We start from the raw sequence: 20,276 nt of genomic DNA, 5'->3' as shown, positions 1-20,276 counted from the left end.
CCGGCTTCATTCCCCGGCCACTGCCGCCGGCGGCTCTTTGGTCCAACCCAAATCGAGCGGGGCCAGGCCGGGAGCATCGTTCACTTTGGCGGCGCGATAATGCACCGTGCGAATCAAGGCGTCCACCGAGGTTTCCATTCTGCCCAGGAATGGCTGGGCCCACACGCCGATCAGCACCATCATCGCGGTCACCGGTACCAGCACCGCGATTTCCCGTTTCGACAGGTCGACGAGGTTGCGGTTCTCCTCCTTGTCGAGCTTGCCGAACATCACCCGCTGAAACATCCACAACATGTAGACTGCCGCGAAAATCACGCCGGTAGCGGCAAAGGCCGCATAGACTTTGTTGGTGAGAAACGTGCCGAGCAAAACCAGGAATTCGCCGACAAAGCCGTTCAAACCGGGCAGGCCGATGGAAGCCAGCGTGGCGATCATGAAGAAGGTGGTGAGGATCGGGAGCTGGCGCGCCAAACCACCAAAGTCCGCGATGGCGCGGGTGTGGCGGCGCTCGTAGAGCATGCCGACGATCAAGAACAGCGCGCCGGTGGACAGGCCGTGATTGACCATCTGAATCAAGCCGCCCTGCAAGCCCTGCTGGGTGAAGGTGAAGATGCCGAGCATGACGAAGCCGAGGTGGCTCACGGAGGAATAGGCCACCAGCTTTTTGACATCCGGCTGCACCATCGCCACCCAGGCGCCATAGATGATGCCGATGATCGCGAGCACGGAGAGCAACGGCGTGAATTGCAGCGAGGCATTGGGAAAAAGCGGCAGGCAAAAACGCAGAAAGCCGTAAGTTCCCATTTTCAGCAGCACACCCGCCAGAATCACCGAGCCGGCGGTGGGCGCCTCGACGTGGGCATCGGGCAGCCAGGTGTGAAAGGGAAACATCGGCACTTTGATCGCAAAGGAAAGCCCGAAGGCCAGGAACAGCCAGACCTGATAGTTTTCCGGAAACAGCAGCTCGCGAATTTGCACGTAATCAAAAGTGAGGGTGCCCGTCACTTTGCCGTAGTAGAAGTAGATGAAGAGAATGGCGACGAGCATCAACAAACTGCCGACCATGGTGTAGATGAAGAACTTCACGGCGGCGTAGATCTTGCGCTGCCCGCCCCACACACCGATGATGAAATACATCGGAATCAGCATCACTTCCCAGAAGACGTAGAAGAGCAGCAAATCGAGCGCGACGAACACGCCGATCATGCCGGCTTCCAGCATCAGCATGGAGACGAGATAGCCTTTGACGCTGGTTTTGATGTCGTTCCAGGAGGAGAGAATCACCAGGGGCGAAAGGAAAGTGGTGAGCAGAACCATCAGCAGGCTGATGCCGTCCACGCCGAGGTGATAGGTCGCGCGCATCGCGGGGATCCACTCCAACCGTTCCTCGAATTGGAACGCAATGCGGCTGCTGTCGAAACTGAAAAACAAGGGCAGGCTGATCACAAAAACGAGCAGGGTGACGCCGAGCGTGAGGCCGCGCATCAGGCCGGTTTGCTGCCGCGGCGTCAGGCTGACGAGCAACGCACCGGCGAGCGGCAAAAAGATCAGAAGCGAGAGGATGGGCAGATTATCGAACATAGGTAAATGCTGGTACGTCCCAGGGTGAATGGTGGCGCCGCAACGGCCGCCGCCGGGCGGCATCAGCCGCTACTTGATCAACAAATAACCCAACACCAGGATCAGGCCGATCATGATGGAAACCGCGTAGTTTTGCACGATGCCGGTCTGCCAGCGCCGCAACCCGGAGGCGGCAGCGGCAAACACGCGCGGCAGAAAATTCACGAAGCCGTCGATGCCCTTGACATCGAAAATCTTCCACAGAAAGCCGTCCGAGACGCGCTGCAGCGGCCGCACGAACAGGGCGTCATAGATCTCGTCGACGTAGTATTTGCGGCTGAGCAGCGTGTGCAGCACGCGAAAACGCGCCGCCACGCGGTCGGCCAGCGCCGGTTGCTGCACGTACATCCGCCGCGCCAGCGCAATGCCGGCCAGCGCCACCGCCACCGAGGTCGCCATCAGCAGCAATTCCGTGGAGAGCGCGCCCTCGGCATGCGCTTCCGCCGCGCGATAGCGCGTAAACACCGGCTCGAGAAAATGCTCGATTTGATTGAACACGTGCGGAATGCCGATGTACCCGCCGATCACCGCCAGCACGGCCAGCACCATCAACGGCACGGTCATGAGCTTGGGAGATTCGTGCACGTGGTTCATGACTTCGGGGTCAACACGGTCGCTGCCGTAAAAAGTGAGATAGATCAGGCGAAACATGTAGAAGGCGGTGAGACCGGCGGTGGCCAGGGCGATGAGATAGAGCACCACTGAGCCGTGGGCGCTGCTGAACGTCTTCCACAGAATCTCATCCTTGGAAAAGAATCCGGAGAAACCGGGAATGCCGGCGATGGCGAGGCCGGCAATCAGGAAGGTGACATGGGTGACCGGCAGATGCTTCTTGAGGCCGCCCATCTTCATGATGTTGGTTTCGCCGCTGAGGGCGTGCATCACGCTGCCGGCGCCCAGAAAGAGCAGCGCCTTGAAAAAGGCATGGGTGACGAGGTGAAAGATTCCGGCGCCAAACGCGCCCACGCCGCAGGCGAGAAACATGTAGCCCAACTGGCTCACGGTCGAGTAGGCCAGCACTTTTTTGATGTCGGTGGCGGCGAGCGCCATGGTGCCGGCGAAGGCCGCGGTTGCCACGCCGATAACGGCCACCACCTCGAGCGCGACGGGAGATTGCGCGAACAGGACGCTGCAGCGCGCCACCATGTAAACGCCGGCCGTCACCATGGTGGCGGCATGAATCAAAGCCGAAACCGGCGTGGGGCCGGCCATGGCATCGGGCAGCCAGACGTACAGGGGAATTTGCGCGGACTTGCCGGTGGCGCCGACAAAGAGCAGCAGGCAAATGGCGGTGAGGAGGCCCAGCGACAGCGCCTCGCCGGTAGCGCTTACACCCTTGCCCGCCAGCGTGAAGACTTGGTCGTAATCCAGCGAGCCGAAGGTGGCGAAGATGAGAAACATGGCGAGCAGAAAACCGAAATCGCCGATGCGGTTGACGATGAAGGCCTTGCTGCCGGCCTGGGCGCAGGTCATGCCGGTGGTCTTGTCAAAAATCTGGTCGTAGTAGAAACCGATCAAAAGATAGGAACACAGGCCGACGCCCTCCCAGCCGATGAACATCACCAGGAAGTTGTTGCCCATCACCAGCAGCAGCATGGCAAAGGTGAACAGGTTCAAGAACGCGAAATAGCGGCCGAACCCGCGATCACCGTGCATGTAGCCGATGGAATACACGTGAATAAGAAAGCCCACGCCCGTCACCACCAACACCATGGTGAGCGAGAGCGGATCGATGCGAAAGCCGATGGCGATGTCAAACGCGCCGGTGCCCATCCATTGATAGAGAGACTGGGTCATCAGGCGGGCGTCCGGGGCCAGGGCAATGAGATCGAAGAAAATGAAAACCGCGGTGAGGAAACTGGCGAGCACCACGCCGGCGCCGAGCATTCCGACGCCCTTTTCACCGAGCTGCCGGCCCAGCAGGCCGTTCACGATGAACCCCAGCAGCGGGAAGAACGGGATCAGCCAAAGGTAGTCTTGCATCACCATTTCATCAAGTTCAGTTCATCCACAAACACGGTTGCGCGCAGGCGGAAGATGGCAACCATCAGCGCCAGCCCGACCGCGACTTCCGCGGCCGCCACCACCATCACGAAGAAGACGAAGATCTGGCCTTCGAGGCTGCCGTGGTGCGCCGCAAAGGCGACAAAGGTCACGTTGACGGCGTTGAGCATCAATTCGATCGACATAAAAATGACAATGGCGTTGCGCCGCAGCAACACGCCGGCAACGCCAATGGCAAACAGGATCGCGCTGAGAATGAGATAGTGGGCAAGGGGCATGTTGAGCTCTTCCTGGCCGGGAGGTGTCGTCGTGATTCCCGGCCGCGGCCGGAAGCCGGCCGTTAGTTGAATTTGCGCTTGGCCAGCACCACCGCGCCAACCATGGCGACGAGCAGCAGCACCGAGGCGACTTCGAACGGCAGCAAGTAAGTGGTAAACAACGCCCGCCCGATGTTGGGCGTGCTGCCGCTGACACCGCTCTCCAAGCCGACCAGGGCATTCTCACCGCTGCCGCCATTGCCGGACAGGAAGTAGGCTGCGCCGATCAGCGCGCTCACTTCCAGCAGCAACACCACCACCAGCGCCGTGCCGAGAAAGCGCCGCGTGATCTTGCCCGCTTCACGCGCCGGGTCGCGCTTCAAATTGAGCAGCATGATCACGAAAAGGAACAGGACCATGATGGCGCCGGCATAGACGATGATATGAACGGCAGCCACAAACGGCGCATTCAGCAACACGAAGAAGCCGGCCAGAGAAAACAGGGTCGCAATCAAAAAAATGGCGCTGTACACCGGGTTGCGATGCAACACCATCGCCACCGCCGAGGCCACCGCCATGACTGCGAACGTATAGAAGAGAATCGGCTGCACAATAATGTTGATCAGATTGTTTGAATGGGGGACTGCTTCCTCAGAAACCGGGGGCTTTTGCGGGGAGTCGGAAACGGATGTCGGATGATCGCGTTCTGCTTACAAGACCAGCACGTTGGTCAAATCTTCTTGCACAAGAGTCTTCGGCTCCCACAGCCAACATCGTCACAGCGTCGCGTTTGACAACAACAATATTCGCAGAGATTTATTCAAAACGTTTGGCAATATAAACTCTTTGCCTAAAAAGTCAAGGGGATTTTCCCGCGCGCGGCCCACCACAGCAATCCCGCTGCGATGATCAACGCCAACAGCGGCGCGCCATAGCGGGGCCAGGCCGCGCGCTGCGAAAAAAGCCCGCGCATTTTGGCGCCGCTCCAGGAGAGCAGCAGCAGCGCGGGCAACAGCCACAGGCTCGTGCTCAGCGCCAGCAGCAGGCAGAACACGCTCCAGATGATCCACTTCTCGGCGAAGGTGAAACCGCGGGGGCCGTCGCCCGCAGAGGAGGTAGGCATGGTGTCAGCCTCGTTCAGGCAATGAAATTGATCAAATCATACTTGGTGATGATCCCGATGAGCTGGCCCTGCTCCTGCACCAAAATGCCGGGATAGCCGCGCGCCAGCAGATACTTGGCGTGTTCGAGCGTGTCATCATGATGCACCACCGGCAGGCTGGCCTCCATCACGCTGCGCACGTGTTCATCCAGCAGCGCGGCTTCTTCCAGCACGCGGCCGAGCAGCGTGCTCTCGTCCAGGCTGCCGATGCTCATGCCGGCTTCGATGACGGGCATCTGCGAAACGTTGTGCTCTTCCATGCGTTGCAGCGCTTCGCGCACGGTCAAGTCCGGCGGCACGCTCAACAGCGCCGGCAGATTGCGGCTCTTCGAATCCAACAAATGATGCACCAACGCCTTGTCGAAATCGAAGAAGCGGTTTTCTTTCATCCATTCATCGGAATAGAATTTCGAGAGATAATACAAGCCGGTGTCCGGGAAGATGGTGACGACTTGCTGATCGGCCGCCAGCTCCTGCGCCAGCCGCAGGGCCACCACCGCGGCACTGCCGGAAGAGCCGCCCACCAGCAGGCCCTCCTCGCGCGCCAGCCGCCGCGCCATCACAAACGACTCTTTGTCGCCGACCGGCAGGATTTCATCGACATAATCAAAATTCAAAGTCGCGGGAATCGAGTCTTTGCCGATGCCTTCCACAAGATAAGGCTGGCTGGCGGAAAGCTGGCGCGAATAGAAATAGTCGCGCAGGATCGAGCCGACCGGATCGACGCCCACGATCTTGATATCCGGCTTTTTTTCTTTCAGGAAACGACCGACGCCGGAGATGGTGCCGCCGCTGCCGATGCCGCACACAAACACGCTCACCTTGCCGTTGGTTTGCTCCCAAATTTCCGGGCCGGTGGTGGCATAGTGCGTCTCGGGGTTTTCGGGATTGGCGTAGTGATTGGCGAACAGGGCACTCGGCGTTTCTTTGGCGATCTTTTCCGCCACAGCCAACGTGCTTTCCGGCGAATGCGCGGGTACGGCGGTCGGGCATACGATCACTTCCGCGCCGAACGCCTTGAGCATGCGCACTTTTTCCTGACTGGTTTTGTCGGGCACGGTGAAGATGGCGCGGTAACCCTTGGCCGCCGCCAGCATCGCCAGGCCGCCGCCGGCATTGCCATTGGTGGCTTCGACGATGGTGCCGCCCGGCTTGATCTTTCCAATTTTCTCCGCGCTTTCCAGAATCCGCAAGGCCGTGCGGTCATTGATGCTGCCGCCGGGATTGAGGTATTCGATTTTCGCGTAGACTTTGCACTTGAGGCCCGCGGTCACCCGCTGCAGACGAATGAGCGGCGTTTGCCCGATGGCCTCGGTGATGCTGTTGTAAACGTTCACGGCGAGTCTCCCGATTTCTTTCAACGCCAAAAACGAGGGCGCAATATACACAACGGCCGAGAATAAAAAAAGCCGCCGCAGTCAAAAAAACTGGGACGGCCGTGCGTTGCGGCCTGCCGAGCGGAGAAAAGGCGCAGCCGGCGGCTGCGGGACTCAATCGATCCGGTCAATCAAAAGATCGATCAAGGACAGCAGCACGCGCCGGGCGCTTTCGACGTCGTCAACATCGCAAAAGGCAAACTTGCCCTCCGGCGTCAGCGCGATGCCGCCGTTGTGAAACAATTCCGAATCCGGCATGCTTTCGTTGTTGAGATGAGCCGCAACCACGACGGCGGTGCGGAAGTGCGTGGTGAGATGATCGATCACCGGTTTGACCAGCTCGAAGGAAGCCAAATCCTGCCAGGAGAAGAGAACGATGCAGCCCAACATCTTGGCGCCGAGCAAATCCCAGGAGAGCGGCTTGGCGTCCGGATGAAGGGTGATGCCATACAGATGCAGCAAGAGCTGGTTGTTAATGGTGAGCCGCCCGAAGCTGAAATCCGGGGTGGTCAGTGCCAGATCATCCGAGAGGGCGGCCAAAAAACGCTGTTTTTCGTTGGCGTTGGGGCCGATGATGACGATTTCGCCGATGCGCATGGGTTTCCTGGAATGGGTGGCACGCCTGCCTCCGGCAGGGTCAGTGCGACAATTTCTCGCGAATCATGAGCAGCTCGCTTTTGTTGAGGTAGAGCTTGCGCAAAAGGCCGTTGCGGCGGTCATATTGCCGGCGGCCGGCCTGCTGGCGCCGGTCGGCGCGCCGCCGTTCGTGCGGCTGCGGTGCTTCCTCCACCGGTCTGATGACGGCTTTGAACAGGGAGTCCACCGGTGCGGCGCTGCGGGTTTGCACTTCATCTTGTAGGCGTTTGAGCCACTGCGTTGATTCGCCGTTTTTGTTGGCGCTGGCGGTTTGCACAGCCTGAATGGCGCCGCGCTCAAGAAGCTTCTTGAAAACCGTGAGCGTGCGCAGGTCATCGGCCGGGTTTTCTTCCACCAACTCCAGCAGGCGTTTGACCGCGCCGTTTTCCAGTAGGTTGAACAAGGCTTGCTCTTCCTCATTCGCCGGCGGAGCGGCGGCGGGCGCGAGCATGACCTGGGCGTGCAGCGGCGGCAGTTGCGCGGTCAATTGCCGCCAGCGGTGCTGCCGGGTCAGGCCTTCCGAAATCAAATCGCGGTTGGCAATGGTGAGCATGCGAGTGCGCTCGTGCGGCCGCAGCTCTACTTGAAACGTGCCGTCGCTCCACGTAAACATGCGCAGCAGCGCCTGCCGCGCCTCCAGGCCGCCCAACTCGGCATCGATGACCTGGCCTTCGGTGACGAAGACCTGGCCTTCCTTCTCATGCGCACGCAGCTTGAGCACGCAGGTCTTCTTGCCGACTTCGATGGTCTGCAGCAGATCCACCAGGTTCATCTCACTCAAATGGCCGTTGAAGCCGCGCCAGCGCGGCTGCGAAGAGGCCGAGAGCAGCTCGATTTCTTTGATGAGATTGTCGATGCGCACCACCGCCTCGTCGATGTCGAGCGGCTTCTGCAGATAATCGTCGATCGGCAGTTTCAGTATATTGACCCGCTCTTCGACCGTGCGCAGTTTGCCGATCATCACAAAGAGCAGCGCCTGGGTTGCCGGCCGGTTGCGCACTTCCTGCAGCAGATGCGGGCCGTCCATCACCGGCATGCGCACTTCGGAGATGAGCAGATTGGGCTTGAAGCCCTCGATCAGCTCCAGCGTTTGCGCCGAGCTTTCCGCGATGCGCACGTCATAGCCGGTGGCCACCAATGCCTTGCGCAGATCCGCGACCTCGTGCGGCTCTTTCTCATTGATCAGTATTCGTTTTCGATCCATGATGACGTGAATTTATCCATAGGGTGCGGCCGCGATTCCTGCGGTGCCGCAATTCGGCAAACGCTTCAAAATCTCCAGCAGGGGCTGCTGTGCGGGCAAGACCTCGGGGTGGTGCCACCCGCGCGCTCACCGGCAACTCCTCGGGCGAACGCGGGTTGGGCAGCGGGTAGCGACTGGTACAGCAGAGGCATCACCAAGCGAAGCCGAATTCTACCAGCGCGTGAGGTTGGCGTCGCTTGCCAGACCTTCCAGGAACGCCGCCACCGTGGCGGCATCGGAAGGAATACAGTCCAGCAGGAAGTCGGCCGGCTCCGCATTCACCAAATCACGCACGGTCGCGGTCGCCAGGCTCTTCTTGTCATTCTCCCGGATCACTGCAATGCCGAACGGGAGACGGTAACCGGCTTTCAACACGTTCAGCAGGTAGCCGCAATAACCCAAATCGTCGCGACGATTCGCCTCCAGCAGCAAAATATAGCCCACCAAATCGTGTGCCACGGCTTGCAAAAGTTGGGTGAATTGCTGCTCCATCGACACGCCGATCACCTCGAGCGGCTCGCCACTCTCCAGAATGCGCTCACCGATCTCCAAATGCTGAAACGTGGCATTTTCGACCTTGCGCACACCTGCTTCCGGACCAAGCAAGTGCCTGACCATTGCCGAGAGGTGATGGCGCTCATGGCCGATGACGACTAGTTTGGGCTTGGCCAAACCACGCGAGGCGCACAAACGCATCAAGGCCAGCGCGATTCGGCTCGCGGAAGCCTCATCACCTGTCACGACCACCGGCTCAGGAGGCGCCACTCGCGGGGTGGCAATCTTGGGCTTGGCTGCTGGCGCCGGAGGTGTGGCTTTGGGTTTCGCAGTTGGCGCAGCTTGAGGTTTGGGCGGCGGCTCGGGAGCGGCTTGCGGTTTTACAGTTGGCTCTGGCGCAACCGGCGGGCTTGCGATCACGGCCGGCGGCACGTGGCGATCGCGGGCCGGTTCTTCTTTCGGTGCCGGCGGAAGAACGAATTCTTCTGTCGGCTGAGCCTGGGCTTGCGATTCGATCACTTCCTCCGGCGGTGCGCTGTCAGGCTCAAATTCATCGCGCAGGAAAGCAGGCACTTCCACCGGCCGCGACATGATTTCATCCAAATCAGCCGGCTGCAGTTCGGCTTCGTCCCCGCTTTCCGCTTCTTCGCCGAGGATCGCAGGCGGCAGCGGTTCCCGCCTCAGCGCGCCAGGTTGTGTCTCTTCCGCGCGGGTCTGCTCAGTCGCGGCAGGCTCTTCGCCCTCCTCTTCTTGAATCTCGATCAGCGCATTGTCGCTGCCGTTGCCGGCGTGCGGCGTTCCCCAAATCTCATCGGCGTGCTCATGCCAGAAGCTCGGCAGACTTTCCAGTTCCGAATCGTCGGTGAGATCAATGTCTTCCTCCGGTCGCGAGCTGGTGGGCTCGGGGAATTTGAAGCTCTGCGTTTCGGCGGTGTCTACGGGAGCGACGCTCGAGGCGGTCGCCGGCTCTTCCGGTTCTTCTTCAGGAGGAAACATGTCCTCTTCCTCTGTCAGCGGCGCACGCGGGGGCGGCGGTTCCGGCTTGGCAGGCATCGGCGCCGGTTTGGCAGGCGCGGGCGGCGTGGGTGTGGTCGCGGGCGGCGTCGTCACCGCCTTTTCGCTGCGCACGGCCGTCACCCGGAAGCTGGTGGTGGGCTGTGGTTCAACGGAAATGCGCTGCAGAATTTGCGGCTCCGCGAGATTGGCGGAGAGATCTTGTTCCTCTTCTTCGGAGGTGATGGTGGTTTTCGCGGGTTTGATGAAACCTTGTTGATACAGCTTCACCAGCCGCTCGAGCGTCTTGATGTCGTCGTAGGTGCTCTCATCGATGATCTGCAGAATGTCGCGGTGGCCGTCGATCAACCCGATGAAGCGGGCCACTTCCGTGGTCAGCTCGCGCTTCTGCAGAATGCTGCGAAACGTGTCGGTGGTGATGAAAGTGGTCTCCGGCGAGGGCAGCAGCCGGAACAGACGCTCGCGCTCTTCCATGCGTTTGAAGCCCTGCAGCAGCAAGCCGAGATTGCTGACTGAGATTTCGTCGGGCACGACGATGTCCTTGAACACCATGGTGAAGTGGCCGTGCTTCCAGGGCAACATTTGATAGACGGCTTTTTCGGCCTTGAGATTGCCGAGCGAGGCGTTGACCACGGCGCCGTCGCGAAAATAGATTTCGCCGCTGCGGTTGTTTTCATTGTGCAGGGTGAGCACGCCGGTCTTGCGCTCGACGCCGAAGCTTTCGATCAAGTCCACCGGGCTGAATTCTTCCAGACGGCCGACGAGTTTCTTGGCGGTTTCGGCGTCGTCCTCCTTGATGCGCTCCATGCGGCGCAGGATCATGCGAATGCGGGCCAGCACTTCTTTGATGTGCAGCGGCTTGATCATGTAGTCTTTTACGCCGCCGCGCAAGCTGCGCACGCGATCCTGCAATTCCCGGCGGTTGGTGAGAAACATCAGCGGGATGGAGGAAGTCACCGGGTCGGCTTTGAGCTTTTCCAGCAATTGAAAGCCGTCGAGCTTGGGCAGGTTGACTTCGGAGAGGATAAGATCCGGCACGCCGGTGGAAATTTTTTGCCAGGCCTGCAGACCATCGGACGCGATGATCACCTCGAAGCCCGCGGCCTCGAGATTTTCGCGCAGGATCTGAAGGTTCTTGGGGTCACCGTCTGCGACAAGAATGGTTGGATTGTCCATGAAGCGCACCGCTGGTTCGCCTTAGGGGAATTCTGAGCCTCATGCCGTTCGCCGGCGCGGGGTCGCCGCTCGGCAAACATGATCTGATCAAAGAAGTCCGCTGCGTGTTGAGTTTGGCCCGCGGCAACTTACCTCCCGTTTGCCGCAGGTCGATTTTGTATGAGGTCCGAATGGTGTTACTGCTGCTGGCCGTAAGTGGCTCCGGTGCCCCGCCCAGCCAATGTCTTGGTCGCCGCGCGCCAGCGCTTGCTCAAGGCGCAACACTATTCAAAATCATCATTTGAGATGATCAAAAAAGCGCTCGAATATACTGGAAATCAACACCCCTGTCAAGTTTTTTTCTGGTGACAATAGGATCGCTCGCCGGCTCGGGAAGGAATGAAGGGCGCGGCAGGTGCGGACGCACGCGAGTGATTCGGGTGGAATGCGAAGAGAACCCGGATTGGGCCTCCGGCGGTTCACCGGAATGAGGGAATGGACCTGTGCCGCCGGGCGCAGGTCCGGGGTGTCCGCGAATTACTCGACCGGTTCGGCCAACTTGCGAGCCATCTGCACGACTTTGGGAGAGACCGGCCGGCGCAGTTCGGCTTCCAGAATGCGGTAATAGGCTTGCAGCACACGGATGCGGCGCTGGCAACGCTCGCAAGTCAAAAAATGCTCCTCGAACGTGTCGTATAAACCACGGTTTTGGGAAGCACTGAGGAGTACGAATTCCAACGACTCGGCGTCTAGGCACTCTTCCCTGATCGCCCCGACCACACGGGGGATCCTGTTCCACTGGCGATGATAGTTTTTCTTCATGTTTCCGTTGTGAAGATTCGCCTTTCCCTGCGGTTGCCGTCCTGACACAAGAAAAGGAGTGGTTAGGGTTTTGTCCATCGGCGCGGCGACCGACTGTCTCACTCGCGAACGCCGATCTTTCAATTTTGTACTCTCTCTATACTGACAAAAGCCCTAATTCACGGAAAAACTATTTCCGCACCTACGCCAAAAAAAGACAGGATTTTGCCCACTTGTAAATCAAGAGCTTACAGCAATTCCTTCAAATACTCCCGGAACCATTTCTTGGTCAGTTTGCCCAAATATTCGAAGATCGTCCGTTCTTCCTGACGGTAGCGCCGCTGCGTCAGGTCCGGCATGTATTTCCTGAGATGGCGGAAGTAGGACTCGATCTTCTTGCTGTGGGTGATGTCCTCGAGCACATCCGCCAGCGTGCGATAATAAACCTCGCCCTTTTCCTCGGAGATCTTCGCACTGGCGACATATTGGTTCTGTATCTTGACGCGAACGCGCTGCAGCACCTTTTGTTTGGCTTGTTCAATTTCCTTCAGTCGCACATAATCCAATGGCGACATGTCATCAATTTGCGCGATCAGCCGATTGCGCACGACTTCGAGGTTGGTGTGGCGAATGAGACGCGCCACCACGTCGGTGGGCAGGAAATTCTGATAGCGCTCATCCACCGTCACCACCGACAGCATCTTGCGAATGGTGGTGGAGACGTGATCTTTGGGGGTGTAGAGATCGAGGTATTGGTTTTTCAAGGCCTTCTCCGGTATGCTCGGCTTGGCTTTGCGCAGGTAATGCAAATCTTCCTTGGTGAAATTGGCGACCGTCGCCACCGGCTCAACCTGCGCTTCGCCCGTGGCGATGCTGGTCGCCGAGGCGGCATAGCGGCTGCTGCGCGCCTTCTTCAAAAAGATATACTCGCGGCCCATCTCGCGAAAGGTGCCCAAATCGTTCGCGTTCTTGACCGCCACGCGGATGTTACGGATGATCTTGGCGCCTTCCGGATCACGCTCTTTGAAAATGCGCGACAACTCCTGCTTGGTCTTCTTGATCACCAACCGCCGCAACATGATCAGCAGTTCGACGTCGTTGGGATTCTCCTGGGCATCGAGATAGGGGCCAAAATAACGGCGCAACTGCACAAATTCATTGTTATCGTTGCGCATGAACAAACCGGCCACGCAATCAATGGCAAGATCATCGAGCTCACCGCTCTTGCGCCGGCGTTCCCACCGAATGTGCTTGCCGATCACCTCTTGATACTTCAAGTAGCTCAGGGAAATTTTCTGGACGAGATTGATGAATTCAACCAGCTCCCCTTGGGAATATCCACCTCTCACAATCCTCGGGATTAGGTAGGAAAGTTTCTTGGAGTCCATCTGATGCGTCTCAAAGTTGCGTGAACAGTGCCAGTGGATTTGCCAAAAGGCCATCTCCGATGGCCTTCAATGATTTGATTGCAATGCGCTCCATTTTAGCAAACGTTATGCCTAGAAGACAGAAGCCAGGATTGCCAGTTCCCACGATTAAACAAGCATTTGTCCCACCAGCCTGGCACGCCGAAGCCTACAAACCGCGCAGATTCACCGGCCGCATGTTTCCCCCTGATACAATGTTTCTGGCTGAGACTCAGTCAGGCAGGACAGTCAACACGCTGCGCCGCCCCCGCCCCTGGTCCGGCCGGCGGCAAATCCAGCAACGCGGCAGCCGCGCATGAGCAAGCCGCCAGGCTGTCACAACCCTGCAGTAGCACAGCATGAATGAAATCAAACGGCACGTGGCGAGGAGGTCGCAAAACGGTGAGGTGAAAAGAGGTTGTTGCCAGGAGGTCTACCGAGCAAAACAGCGTCACCGCTTCATGGCTGCAGTGCGGTGGTGTGCTTGCGGCCGTCCCGCCAATATTCGCACTGCAGCGGGTTCTGCAATGTCTCATGGCGGGCCAGCGCGGCGAGAAAATCCGCGACGGTGCGCACCGGCGTCTGATCGATTTGCATCACGATGTCGCCGGCTTTGAGTCCACCCCGTTCCGCCGGGCTGCCGGTAACGACATCGGAAATCAAAATGCCTTCGCGTTCCCCGAAAAAGTCGGCCAGCGCCGGCGTCAACTCCTGCACCGACAAGCCCCATTCCTGTGCGGCCGGATCCGTGGTTGCCACATCTGCGTCTTCTTCTTCGCCCGCTTCGAGCTGTTGATCCAGCAACAAATCCGGCATGGCATAAACGGGCGCACCAACGCGCAGCGAGAGCGCAATGGCGTCACTGGGACGGGCATCGATGCGATGCGTCTTGCCGCCGTTCTGCAGCACGATCTCGGCGAAGTAGGTTCCTTCCTTTAATTCTGTGATCGTGATGCGCTCCACCCGAATCTCGAGGGACTTGAAGATGTTGGCCATCAAATCATGAGTCATGGGCCGGGGCGTGGTGACATGCTGGTGGCCGAGATGAATGGCGAGCGCCTGCTCCCCGCCCACCGACAGCGGCAGAATGCGGACGCCCCGCTCCTCCTGCAGAATCAAAATCATCTCGCCGGATTCGATGCTGCCTCGAATCGACTTGACTTTCATCAAGACGGCCTGACGCTGATCGCGCGAGGAGCAGAAGCTGAACAACACCAGCAAGCACACCCCCGCACTCGCGCAGAGAACTCGAAAAGAAGGTTTCATGATCTGGCCTCACGGTGTGACCGGCAACGGCGCAATATCTCGAAAATGAGCATGGGAGTCAACAGGATTTTCTCGGCGGCGGTGCCGCGCAAACGCCCGCAGAATTTGCCTGCAAACGCTTTGACTTTCAGTCGCTGCCTGTTTATATTGCGCCCGCCTTTATTGATGAATCGCCAGCGCAACCCAACGCCTGCGGCCGGTCCACAAGCAATCCGCCGGTTGCCATGCCCAGGTGACGGGCTTGCGAAGTCGTGCCCTGATTGCAGCTCGATTACATGTCTGCTCCACTTCCCTTCATCAAATACTCTGCCACCGGCAACGATTTCATCTTACTCGACAATCGCGCGCCCCGGCAGCCTGCGCTGGACCGGGAATTGTTTCACCGGCTGTGCCAGCGCCGCACCGGCATCGGCGCCGACGGCATTCTCTTGTTGGAAAATCCCCGGCTGCCGGATTGTGCCTTCACCATGCGCTATTTCAACCGCGACGGCCGCGAATCCGAAATGTGCGGCAACGGCGCCCGTGCCTGCGCTTATCATGCTCACCGGCATCACCTTGCTGCTGCGCATATGCAATTCGAAGTCAGCGGCGACCGCTATCAAGCCACGGTGGAGGGCGAGCGGGTGCATTTGCGCATGCCGGCCCCGCGCGACCTCCGGCTGCAAGTGGGCGCGCTGGCCGGCTTGGCAGGCCGAGAACTCGGGCCGTGCCGCGAAGGCGGATTCGTCAACACCGGCGTGCCCCACTATGTCGTGTTTGTGGAACAGGTCGAACGAATTCCCGTGACGCCGTGGGGGCAGGAGCTGCGCCATCATGCCGCGTTTGCGCCGGCCGGCACCAATGTCAACTTTGTGGAAATGAACGCGCCGGATCAGCTCAAGCTGCGCACCTATGAGCGCGGCGTCGAAGAAGAAACCCTCGCCTGCGGCACCGGTGCGGTGGCGGCCGCGTGGATCGCCCAGCGCGTACGGGGCGCCAGGTTTCCGATTCATCTGCAGGTGCCGGGCGGCGAGCTCGAGGTCGATTGCGAGCCGGAGACGAATCGTCCGCGGCTGACCGGCCGGGTTGAAATGGTATTCGCGGGCGAGTTCTTCCAATGAATCTCAAATTCACGCTCACGCAACGAACGCTGCTCGGCGCCGGCCTCGGCCTGTTTGCCGCCGCCGTGATTTTCACCCTCGGCCATCTGCTGCCGCTCACCGCCCGCACGTTGCAGCGCTTCGAAGCCGAGACGCTCGACCTGCGCTATCTCGCGCGCATCCGGCATTTGCAGGACCAGCGCCAGGGCGCACCGCTCGAAGACGTGGTCATCGTTGACATCGATGAGCGCAGCCAGGAGAAACTCGGCAATTTCGCGCAGTGGCCACGCAGTCATCACGCCCGCGTGCTGGAATACTTGCGCGCCGAGGGCGCGGCCGTGGTTTGCTTCGATATTCTGTTTCTCAATCCCAACCCGGCCGCGCCCGCCGCGGACAGCATTTTCGCGGCGCAAGTGCAGCAGGCGGGCAATGTCGTCAATGCCGTGGTCTTCACCGCCGCGGATGCAGAACGCTTCCGCTATGCCATGACCGAGCCGCCGCCAGCCTTCGCAGCGGCGCGCTTCGCGCTGGATCTGCCCGCCGGCGTCCGCCGCAATTTGCCGCAACAAGACCGCTTTGAAGGCGAGTTGTTCACGCTCTACAACAACAGCGCGCGCGTGGGCTTTGCGAATTTTCTTCCCGAAGATGACGATACCATTCGCCGCATGCCGCTGTTCATGAATTTCGCCGGGCACACGTACCCCTCCCTCCCGCTGGCGGTGGTGATGCAGTCGACCGGCACCAGCGGCGAGCAAGTCATCGTTCACCCCGGCCGGGAAGTCATCCTAACCGGCGCCAACCGCCGCATTCCCATCGATGCAACGGGGCGCATGCTGATCAACTACGCCGGCAGCTTCGGCAGCTTTCGCTACGTTCCCTATGTCGATGTGCTCGAACAGCGCCTGGCCGCCGGTTTCTTCACCGACAAGATCGTGCTGATCGGCACCTCGGCGCCCGGCTTGTACGATCTGCGCGTCGTTCCTTTTCAGGCGGATTTTCCGGGGGTGGAAATCCACGCCAACATCATCCACAACATCTTGGCGCAGGAATTTCTCGCCGAGCAGTCTTTTGCCGCGCGCGTGCTCACGCTCGCCATTGTCGGCGTGCTGGCGGGGGTGATCGCCGTGCTGCTCAGCCCCTGGATGAGCATCCTGTTCACGCTGGTGTGCGGCAGCGCCTACGTCTGGTTCAGCTTCTGGGCGTTCGTGCAGCGCCAAACCTGGTTCATCGTGGTGGAACCGGTGCAGGTGATGGTGCTGGCGCTGCTGCTCGCCATGATCTTCCGCTATCTCAACGAAGAGCGCGAGAAAAAGCTGATCTACGGCATGTTCGGCAATTATCTCTCCGACAATCTCGTGCGGGAAATGTTGCGCCATCCGCAGCGCCTGCGGTTGGGCGGCGAGCACAAGCAGGCCACCGCGTTTTTCTCGGACATCAAAGATTTCACCTCCATCTCCGAGAAGCTCGCGCCCGAGGCGCTGATCCGGCAGTTGAATGAATACCTCTCCGCCATGACCGACATCGTGCTGCAGTACGGCGGCTATCTCGACAAGTACGAGGGCGATGCGATCATGGCGGTGTTCGGCGTGCCGGTGGATCAGCCGGATCATGCCGAGTGCGCCTGTTTTGCCGCGCTCGACATGCAAGAACAGCTCGCCCGGCTGCGCCGCCAGTGGGAAAAGGAAAAGCGGCCCTTGCTGGAGGCGCGCATCGGCATCAACTCCGGCGCGATGATTGCCGGCAACATCGGCGGCCGCGAGCGTTTCGATTACACCGTGATCGGCGACTCGGTCAATCTCGCCTCGCGGCTGGAAGGCGTGAACAAGATCTACGCCACCAACATCATCATCAGCGAAGAGACGCACGAGTTGGTGAAGACCAAAGTCATCGCGCGCGAGCTTGATTTCATCCGCGTCAAGGGCAAGCAGCGGCCGGTCAAGATCTACGAATTGATCGCGCGGCGCGATCAAGGCATCGGCCAGGAGGTCGCTGCGGTGTTCACGCACTATGCCCGCGGCCTGGAATTCTACCGGCAACAGCAGTGGCAAAAGGCCATTGCGGAATTCCGCCGCGTGCTGCACTTGCACAAGAAAGACGGGCCGGCCGCGACCCTGCTGCAGCGCTGTGAAATCTCCCTGCAATCGCCGCCGCCCAAGAATTGGGACGGCGTGTTCGAAATGCGGGGAAAGTGAAACCGGGGAAAGCCTCTCACGATCGCCAGTTGCTTTGCCATTGCACCCAATTATTTCTGACAGACCGCTGAACGGCCCGGCCCGCGACTTTCAGCGCATTTTGGTGAGCCGCCTGCGCTTTCTCGGCGACGTCCTGCTCACCACGCCGCTGGTGCGCCGGCTGCGCGAAGTGTTCCCGCGTGCGGAGATTGTCTATCTCACCGAAGCGGCCTATGCGCCCCTGCTGGCACACAACCCTCATCTCGACGAAGTCCTGGCGTTCCCGCCGCACGCTTCAGCGGCAGCGCAAGCGCAGTTCTATCGCAGCTTGCGGCGCCGGCGCTTTGATCTGGCCATCGATTTGTTCGGCAATCCACGCACGGCGCTGTTGACCTGGCTGACCGGCGCGCCGGTGCGCGTGGGCGGCGATTTTCGCGGCCGCGGCAAGCTCTACAGCCATCGCGTGCCCGCGTCCACCGGCAACCCCGATGCCATCGCCTTTCATCTGCGCAGCCTGGAAATGCTGGGCATTGCCGCCCGCGACAAACGCACTGAGTTCTTTCTGATGCCGGAGGAGCGCTTGTGGGCGCAGAGCTTCTTGGCGATGCAGGATATCGATCCCGCCCGGCCGCTCGTCGGCATGCACCCGGGCGCGACCTGGCCGAACAAACGCTGGCCCGCGAGCCACTTTGGCGAGGTGGCCAGGGCGTTGCTGGCCGCGGGTGTGCAAGTTCTCTTGACGCAAGGTCCGCAAGAAGCGTTGATCGTTGCCGCCGTCAAGCAACAAGCCCCCGGCGTCACGGTGCTGCCGGTGCTGTCGCTGCGCGAAACCGCGGCAGTGCAGGCGCGCTGTTCGGCGTTTGTGTCCAATGACTGCGGCATTCTCCATCTTGCCGTGGCGGTGGGCACGCCCACGGTCGGCCTGTTCGGCCCGAGTCAAAAAGAAATCTGGTTTCCTTATGAGACGGCCAAAGGCCATGTGGCGGTGGATCTCACGATCGACTGCCGGCCGTGTCACAAAAATTTCTGCCCGCTGCAGCACTTGAATTGCCAGAAGCAATTGCTGCCGCTGCGCGTGCTGCCGGCAGTCTGGCATGCGCTCAATCAGCGCCTGCCCTGAACGGCCCGGCGTTGCGGCATTTCAATTCGCATGACCGATGCCCATTCCTCTGATGAAATCCTCGCGCGCCCTGGTTATACTGGTCAGCGTGATGATCGTGCTGGTGCTGGCGATCTTCAACCTGGGGAGCTGGTTCTTCATCAACCGCATCGAAGATTCGCTGGAGCAGGAGCTCGGCACGCGGCTGCAGGCAGTGGCGCGCTTGAGCGCCGAGTTGGTCGAAAGCGGCGCCTTCCCCCGCTATCTCGAGCGCGGCCAGGAGTTGAGCGCGCGCCTGCTGGCGCAGCCCATTCTCGAGCGCATGCCGGCGGCCATCGGTGTGCAGCAAATGTATCTCGTCGATCGCGGGCTGCGGGTGTTGGCGAGCAGCGACCCGGAGTTGTTTCCAGCCGGCCGGGAAGTGATCTATTTGCGCGAAGACAGCGCGGAAGTCGCGGCGGCGTGGGCAGGCACGGTGAGCGCTTCGGCAGTGCGGGTGATCGCCGATTCGCGCTTCAAGACCGCTTATGCGCCCGTCACCAGCGCCGCGGAGGAAGTGATCTGCATTTTGGTGGTGGAAGCCAACGCTGATTTTTTCGATCTGCTGGCGGGATTCCGGCGGGGTTTGGTTTTGATCGGCGCTCTCAGCCTGGCGGCGCTGCTCGTGCTGGCGGCCTCGCTGGCGAGCGCGATTGCCTGGTTTCTGCGCACGCAGGAAAATCTACGCCGCGCCGAGCGGCTGGCGGCGATGGGCCAGATGGCCGCGACCGTTGCCCATGAAATCCGCAATCCGCTCAGCATCATCAAGAACACCGCCGAAGTGTTGCGGCAGAAGTATGCCACCGCGGCGCCACCGGATGAGTTGTTCGAGTTCATTCCCTCGGAAGTGCGGCGGCTGAACCGGCTGGTCACCGACTTTCTGGCGTTTGCGCGCGACCGCGAACTCGTGCTTAAGCGCAGCGATCTGGCGCAGACGGTGGCCAGGGCCATCGCGCTGGCGCGCAATCAGGATCAAGCGGTGGGCCTCGCCTGGCGCTTCGCGCCGGCTGGACCGGTGGTGGTGGCGCATGATGAAGACGCGCTCATCCAAGTCTTGATGAATTTGTTTTTGAATGCCGCGCAAGCCCTGGCAGGCAACGGCAGCATTGCGGTAGAACTGCAGGATCTGCGTCCCGCGAAGAAGCAGGTTCATCTCGCAATTCAAGACAACGGCCCGGGCTTGCCGGCGCCGGCGGAGAAAATCTTCGAGCCATTTTTCACCACCAAAACTCAAGGCGCCGGCCTCGGCCTGGCCGTCTCCAAACAAATCATCGAAAAACACCACGGCCGGCTGCTGGCGGAATCAGGAAAAGGCGGGGGGACAACGATGCACATTTGGCTACCAGCGGAGGATCAGTGACCAGCATCAAGTATCCAGCATCAAGTATCCAGTATCCAGTATCCAGTATCCAGTATCCAGTATCCAGTATCCAGTATCCAGTATCCAGTATCC

Annotated in this window: 16 protein-coding genes; 4 read left to right on the top strand and 12 right to left on the bottom strand. The window is 60.1% G+C overall.

What is annotated here, in order from left to right; translation table 11 throughout:
• Window positions 1-6: 6 nt before the first annotated feature.
• The 12 genes from L6R21_06015 to L6R21_05960 all read right to left on the bottom strand — a co-directional run bounded on the left by L6R21_06015 (window position 7) and on the right by L6R21_05960 (window position 14,435).
• Window positions 7-1,581, bottom strand: a complete 1,575-nt coding sequence (locus L6R21_06015; GenBank protein ID MCK6558738.1) for an NADH-quinone oxidoreductase subunit M — start codon at window positions 1,579-1,581, stop codon at window positions 7-9.
• Window positions 1,582-1,650: 69 nt separating this feature from the next.
• The gene (nuoL, locus tag L6R21_06010; protein ID MCK6558737.1) at window positions 1,651-3,603 is read right to left on the bottom strand and encodes an NADH-quinone oxidoreductase subunit L; all 1,953 of its coding nucleotides are present in this window, start codon (window positions 3,601-3,603) and stop codon (window positions 1,651-1,653) included.
• Complete coding sequence (gene nuoK / locus L6R21_06005) at window positions 3,603-3,902, bottom strand: NADH-quinone oxidoreductase subunit NuoK (GenBank protein ID MCK6558736.1); 300 nt, start codon at window positions 3,900-3,902, stop codon at window positions 3,603-3,605. The genes nuoL and nuoK overlap by 1 nt, the downstream gene beginning before the upstream one ends.
• Window positions 3,903-3,964: 62 nt before the next feature.
• Window positions 3,965-4,492, bottom strand: coding sequence for an NADH-quinone oxidoreductase subunit J (locus L6R21_06000; protein MCK6558735.1), 528 nt, complete (start codon window positions 4,490-4,492; stop codon window positions 3,965-3,967).
• Window positions 4,493-4,731: 239 nt separating this feature from the next.
• A complete protein-coding gene (locus L6R21_05995) occupies window positions 4,732-5,004 on the bottom strand; it encodes a hypothetical protein (protein MCK6558734.1) in 273 nt (90 codons plus the stop codon).
• A 14-nt stretch (window positions 5,005-5,018) separates the two neighbouring features.
• The gene (locus L6R21_05990) at window positions 5,019-6,380 is read right to left on the bottom strand and encodes a pyridoxal-phosphate dependent enzyme (GenBank protein MCK6558733.1); all 1,362 of its coding nucleotides are present in this window, start codon (window positions 6,378-6,380) and stop codon (window positions 5,019-5,021) included.
• A gap of 153 nt (window positions 6,381-6,533) precedes the next feature.
• A complete protein-coding gene (locus tag L6R21_05985; protein ID MCK6558732.1) occupies window positions 6,534-7,016 on the bottom strand; it encodes a hypothetical protein in 483 nt (160 codons plus the stop codon).
• Between the two features lie 40 nt (window positions 7,017-7,056).
• Entirely contained in the window at window positions 7,057-8,259 is a 1,203-nt protein-coding gene (locus tag L6R21_05980) for a response regulator (protein MCK6558731.1), read from the bottom strand.
• A gap of 210 nt (window positions 8,260-8,469) precedes the next feature.
• On the bottom strand, window positions 8,470-10,983 hold the full coding sequence (locus tag L6R21_05975; GenBank protein MCK6558730.1) for a response regulator: 2,514 nt from the start codon (window positions 10,981-10,983) through the stop codon (window positions 8,470-8,472).
• 516 nt (window positions 10,984-11,499) lie between these two features.
• Window positions 11,500-11,784 carry a hypothetical protein gene (locus L6R21_05970; GenBank protein ID MCK6558729.1) on the bottom strand — a complete coding sequence of 95 codons (285 nt, stop codon included), beginning with the start codon at window positions 11,782-11,784 and terminating at the stop codon, window positions 11,500-11,502.
• Between the two features lie 227 nt (window positions 11,785-12,011).
• Window positions 12,012-13,151: a hypothetical protein gene (locus tag L6R21_05965; GenBank protein MCK6558728.1), complete on the bottom strand. Its 1,140-nt coding sequence runs from the start codon at window positions 13,149-13,151 to the stop codon at window positions 12,012-12,014.
• Window positions 13,152-13,628: 477 nt separating this feature from the next.
• Entirely contained in the window at window positions 13,629-14,435 is an 807-nt protein-coding gene (locus L6R21_05960; GenBank protein MCK6558727.1) for a DUF151 domain-containing protein, read from the bottom strand.
• A gap of 275 nt (window positions 14,436-14,710) precedes the next feature.
• Here L6R21_05960 and dapF point away from each other — a divergent pair, with 275 nt between their 5' ends.
• From dapF to L6R21_05940, 4 genes are all read left to right on the top strand, one after another.
• Window positions 14,711-15,535, top strand: coding sequence for a diaminopimelate epimerase (gene dapF, locus L6R21_05955; protein MCK6558726.1), 825 nt, complete (start codon window positions 14,711-14,713; stop codon window positions 15,533-15,535).
• A complete protein-coding gene (locus tag L6R21_05950) occupies window positions 15,532-17,706 on the top strand; it encodes an adenylate/guanylate cyclase domain-containing protein (protein MCK6558725.1) in 2,175 nt (724 codons plus the stop codon). Before dapF ends, L6R21_05950 begins: the two co-directional genes overlap by 4 nt.
• A gap of 103 nt (window positions 17,707-17,809) precedes the next feature.
• Window positions 17,810-18,805 carry a glycosyltransferase family 9 protein gene (locus L6R21_05945; protein ID MCK6558724.1) on the top strand — a complete coding sequence of 332 codons (996 nt, stop codon included), beginning with the start codon at window positions 17,810-17,812 and terminating at the stop codon, window positions 18,803-18,805.
• A gap of 37 nt (window positions 18,806-18,842) precedes the next feature.
• Complete coding sequence (locus tag L6R21_05940) at window positions 18,843-20,183, top strand: ATP-binding protein (protein ID MCK6558723.1); 1,341 nt, start codon at window positions 18,843-18,845, stop codon at window positions 20,181-20,183.
• The last annotated feature ends 93 nt before the right edge of the window (window positions 20,184-20,276 follow it).

This window comes from bacterium, assembly GCA_023150945.1.
In the GTDB taxonomy this organism is placed as follows: domain Bacteria; phylum Zhuqueibacterota; class Zhuqueibacteria; order Zhuqueibacterales; family Zhuqueibacteraceae; genus Coneutiohabitans.
The sequence above is the reverse complement of the archived record's forward strand: the minus strand, read 5'-3'. Positions and strand labels throughout refer to the sequence as shown.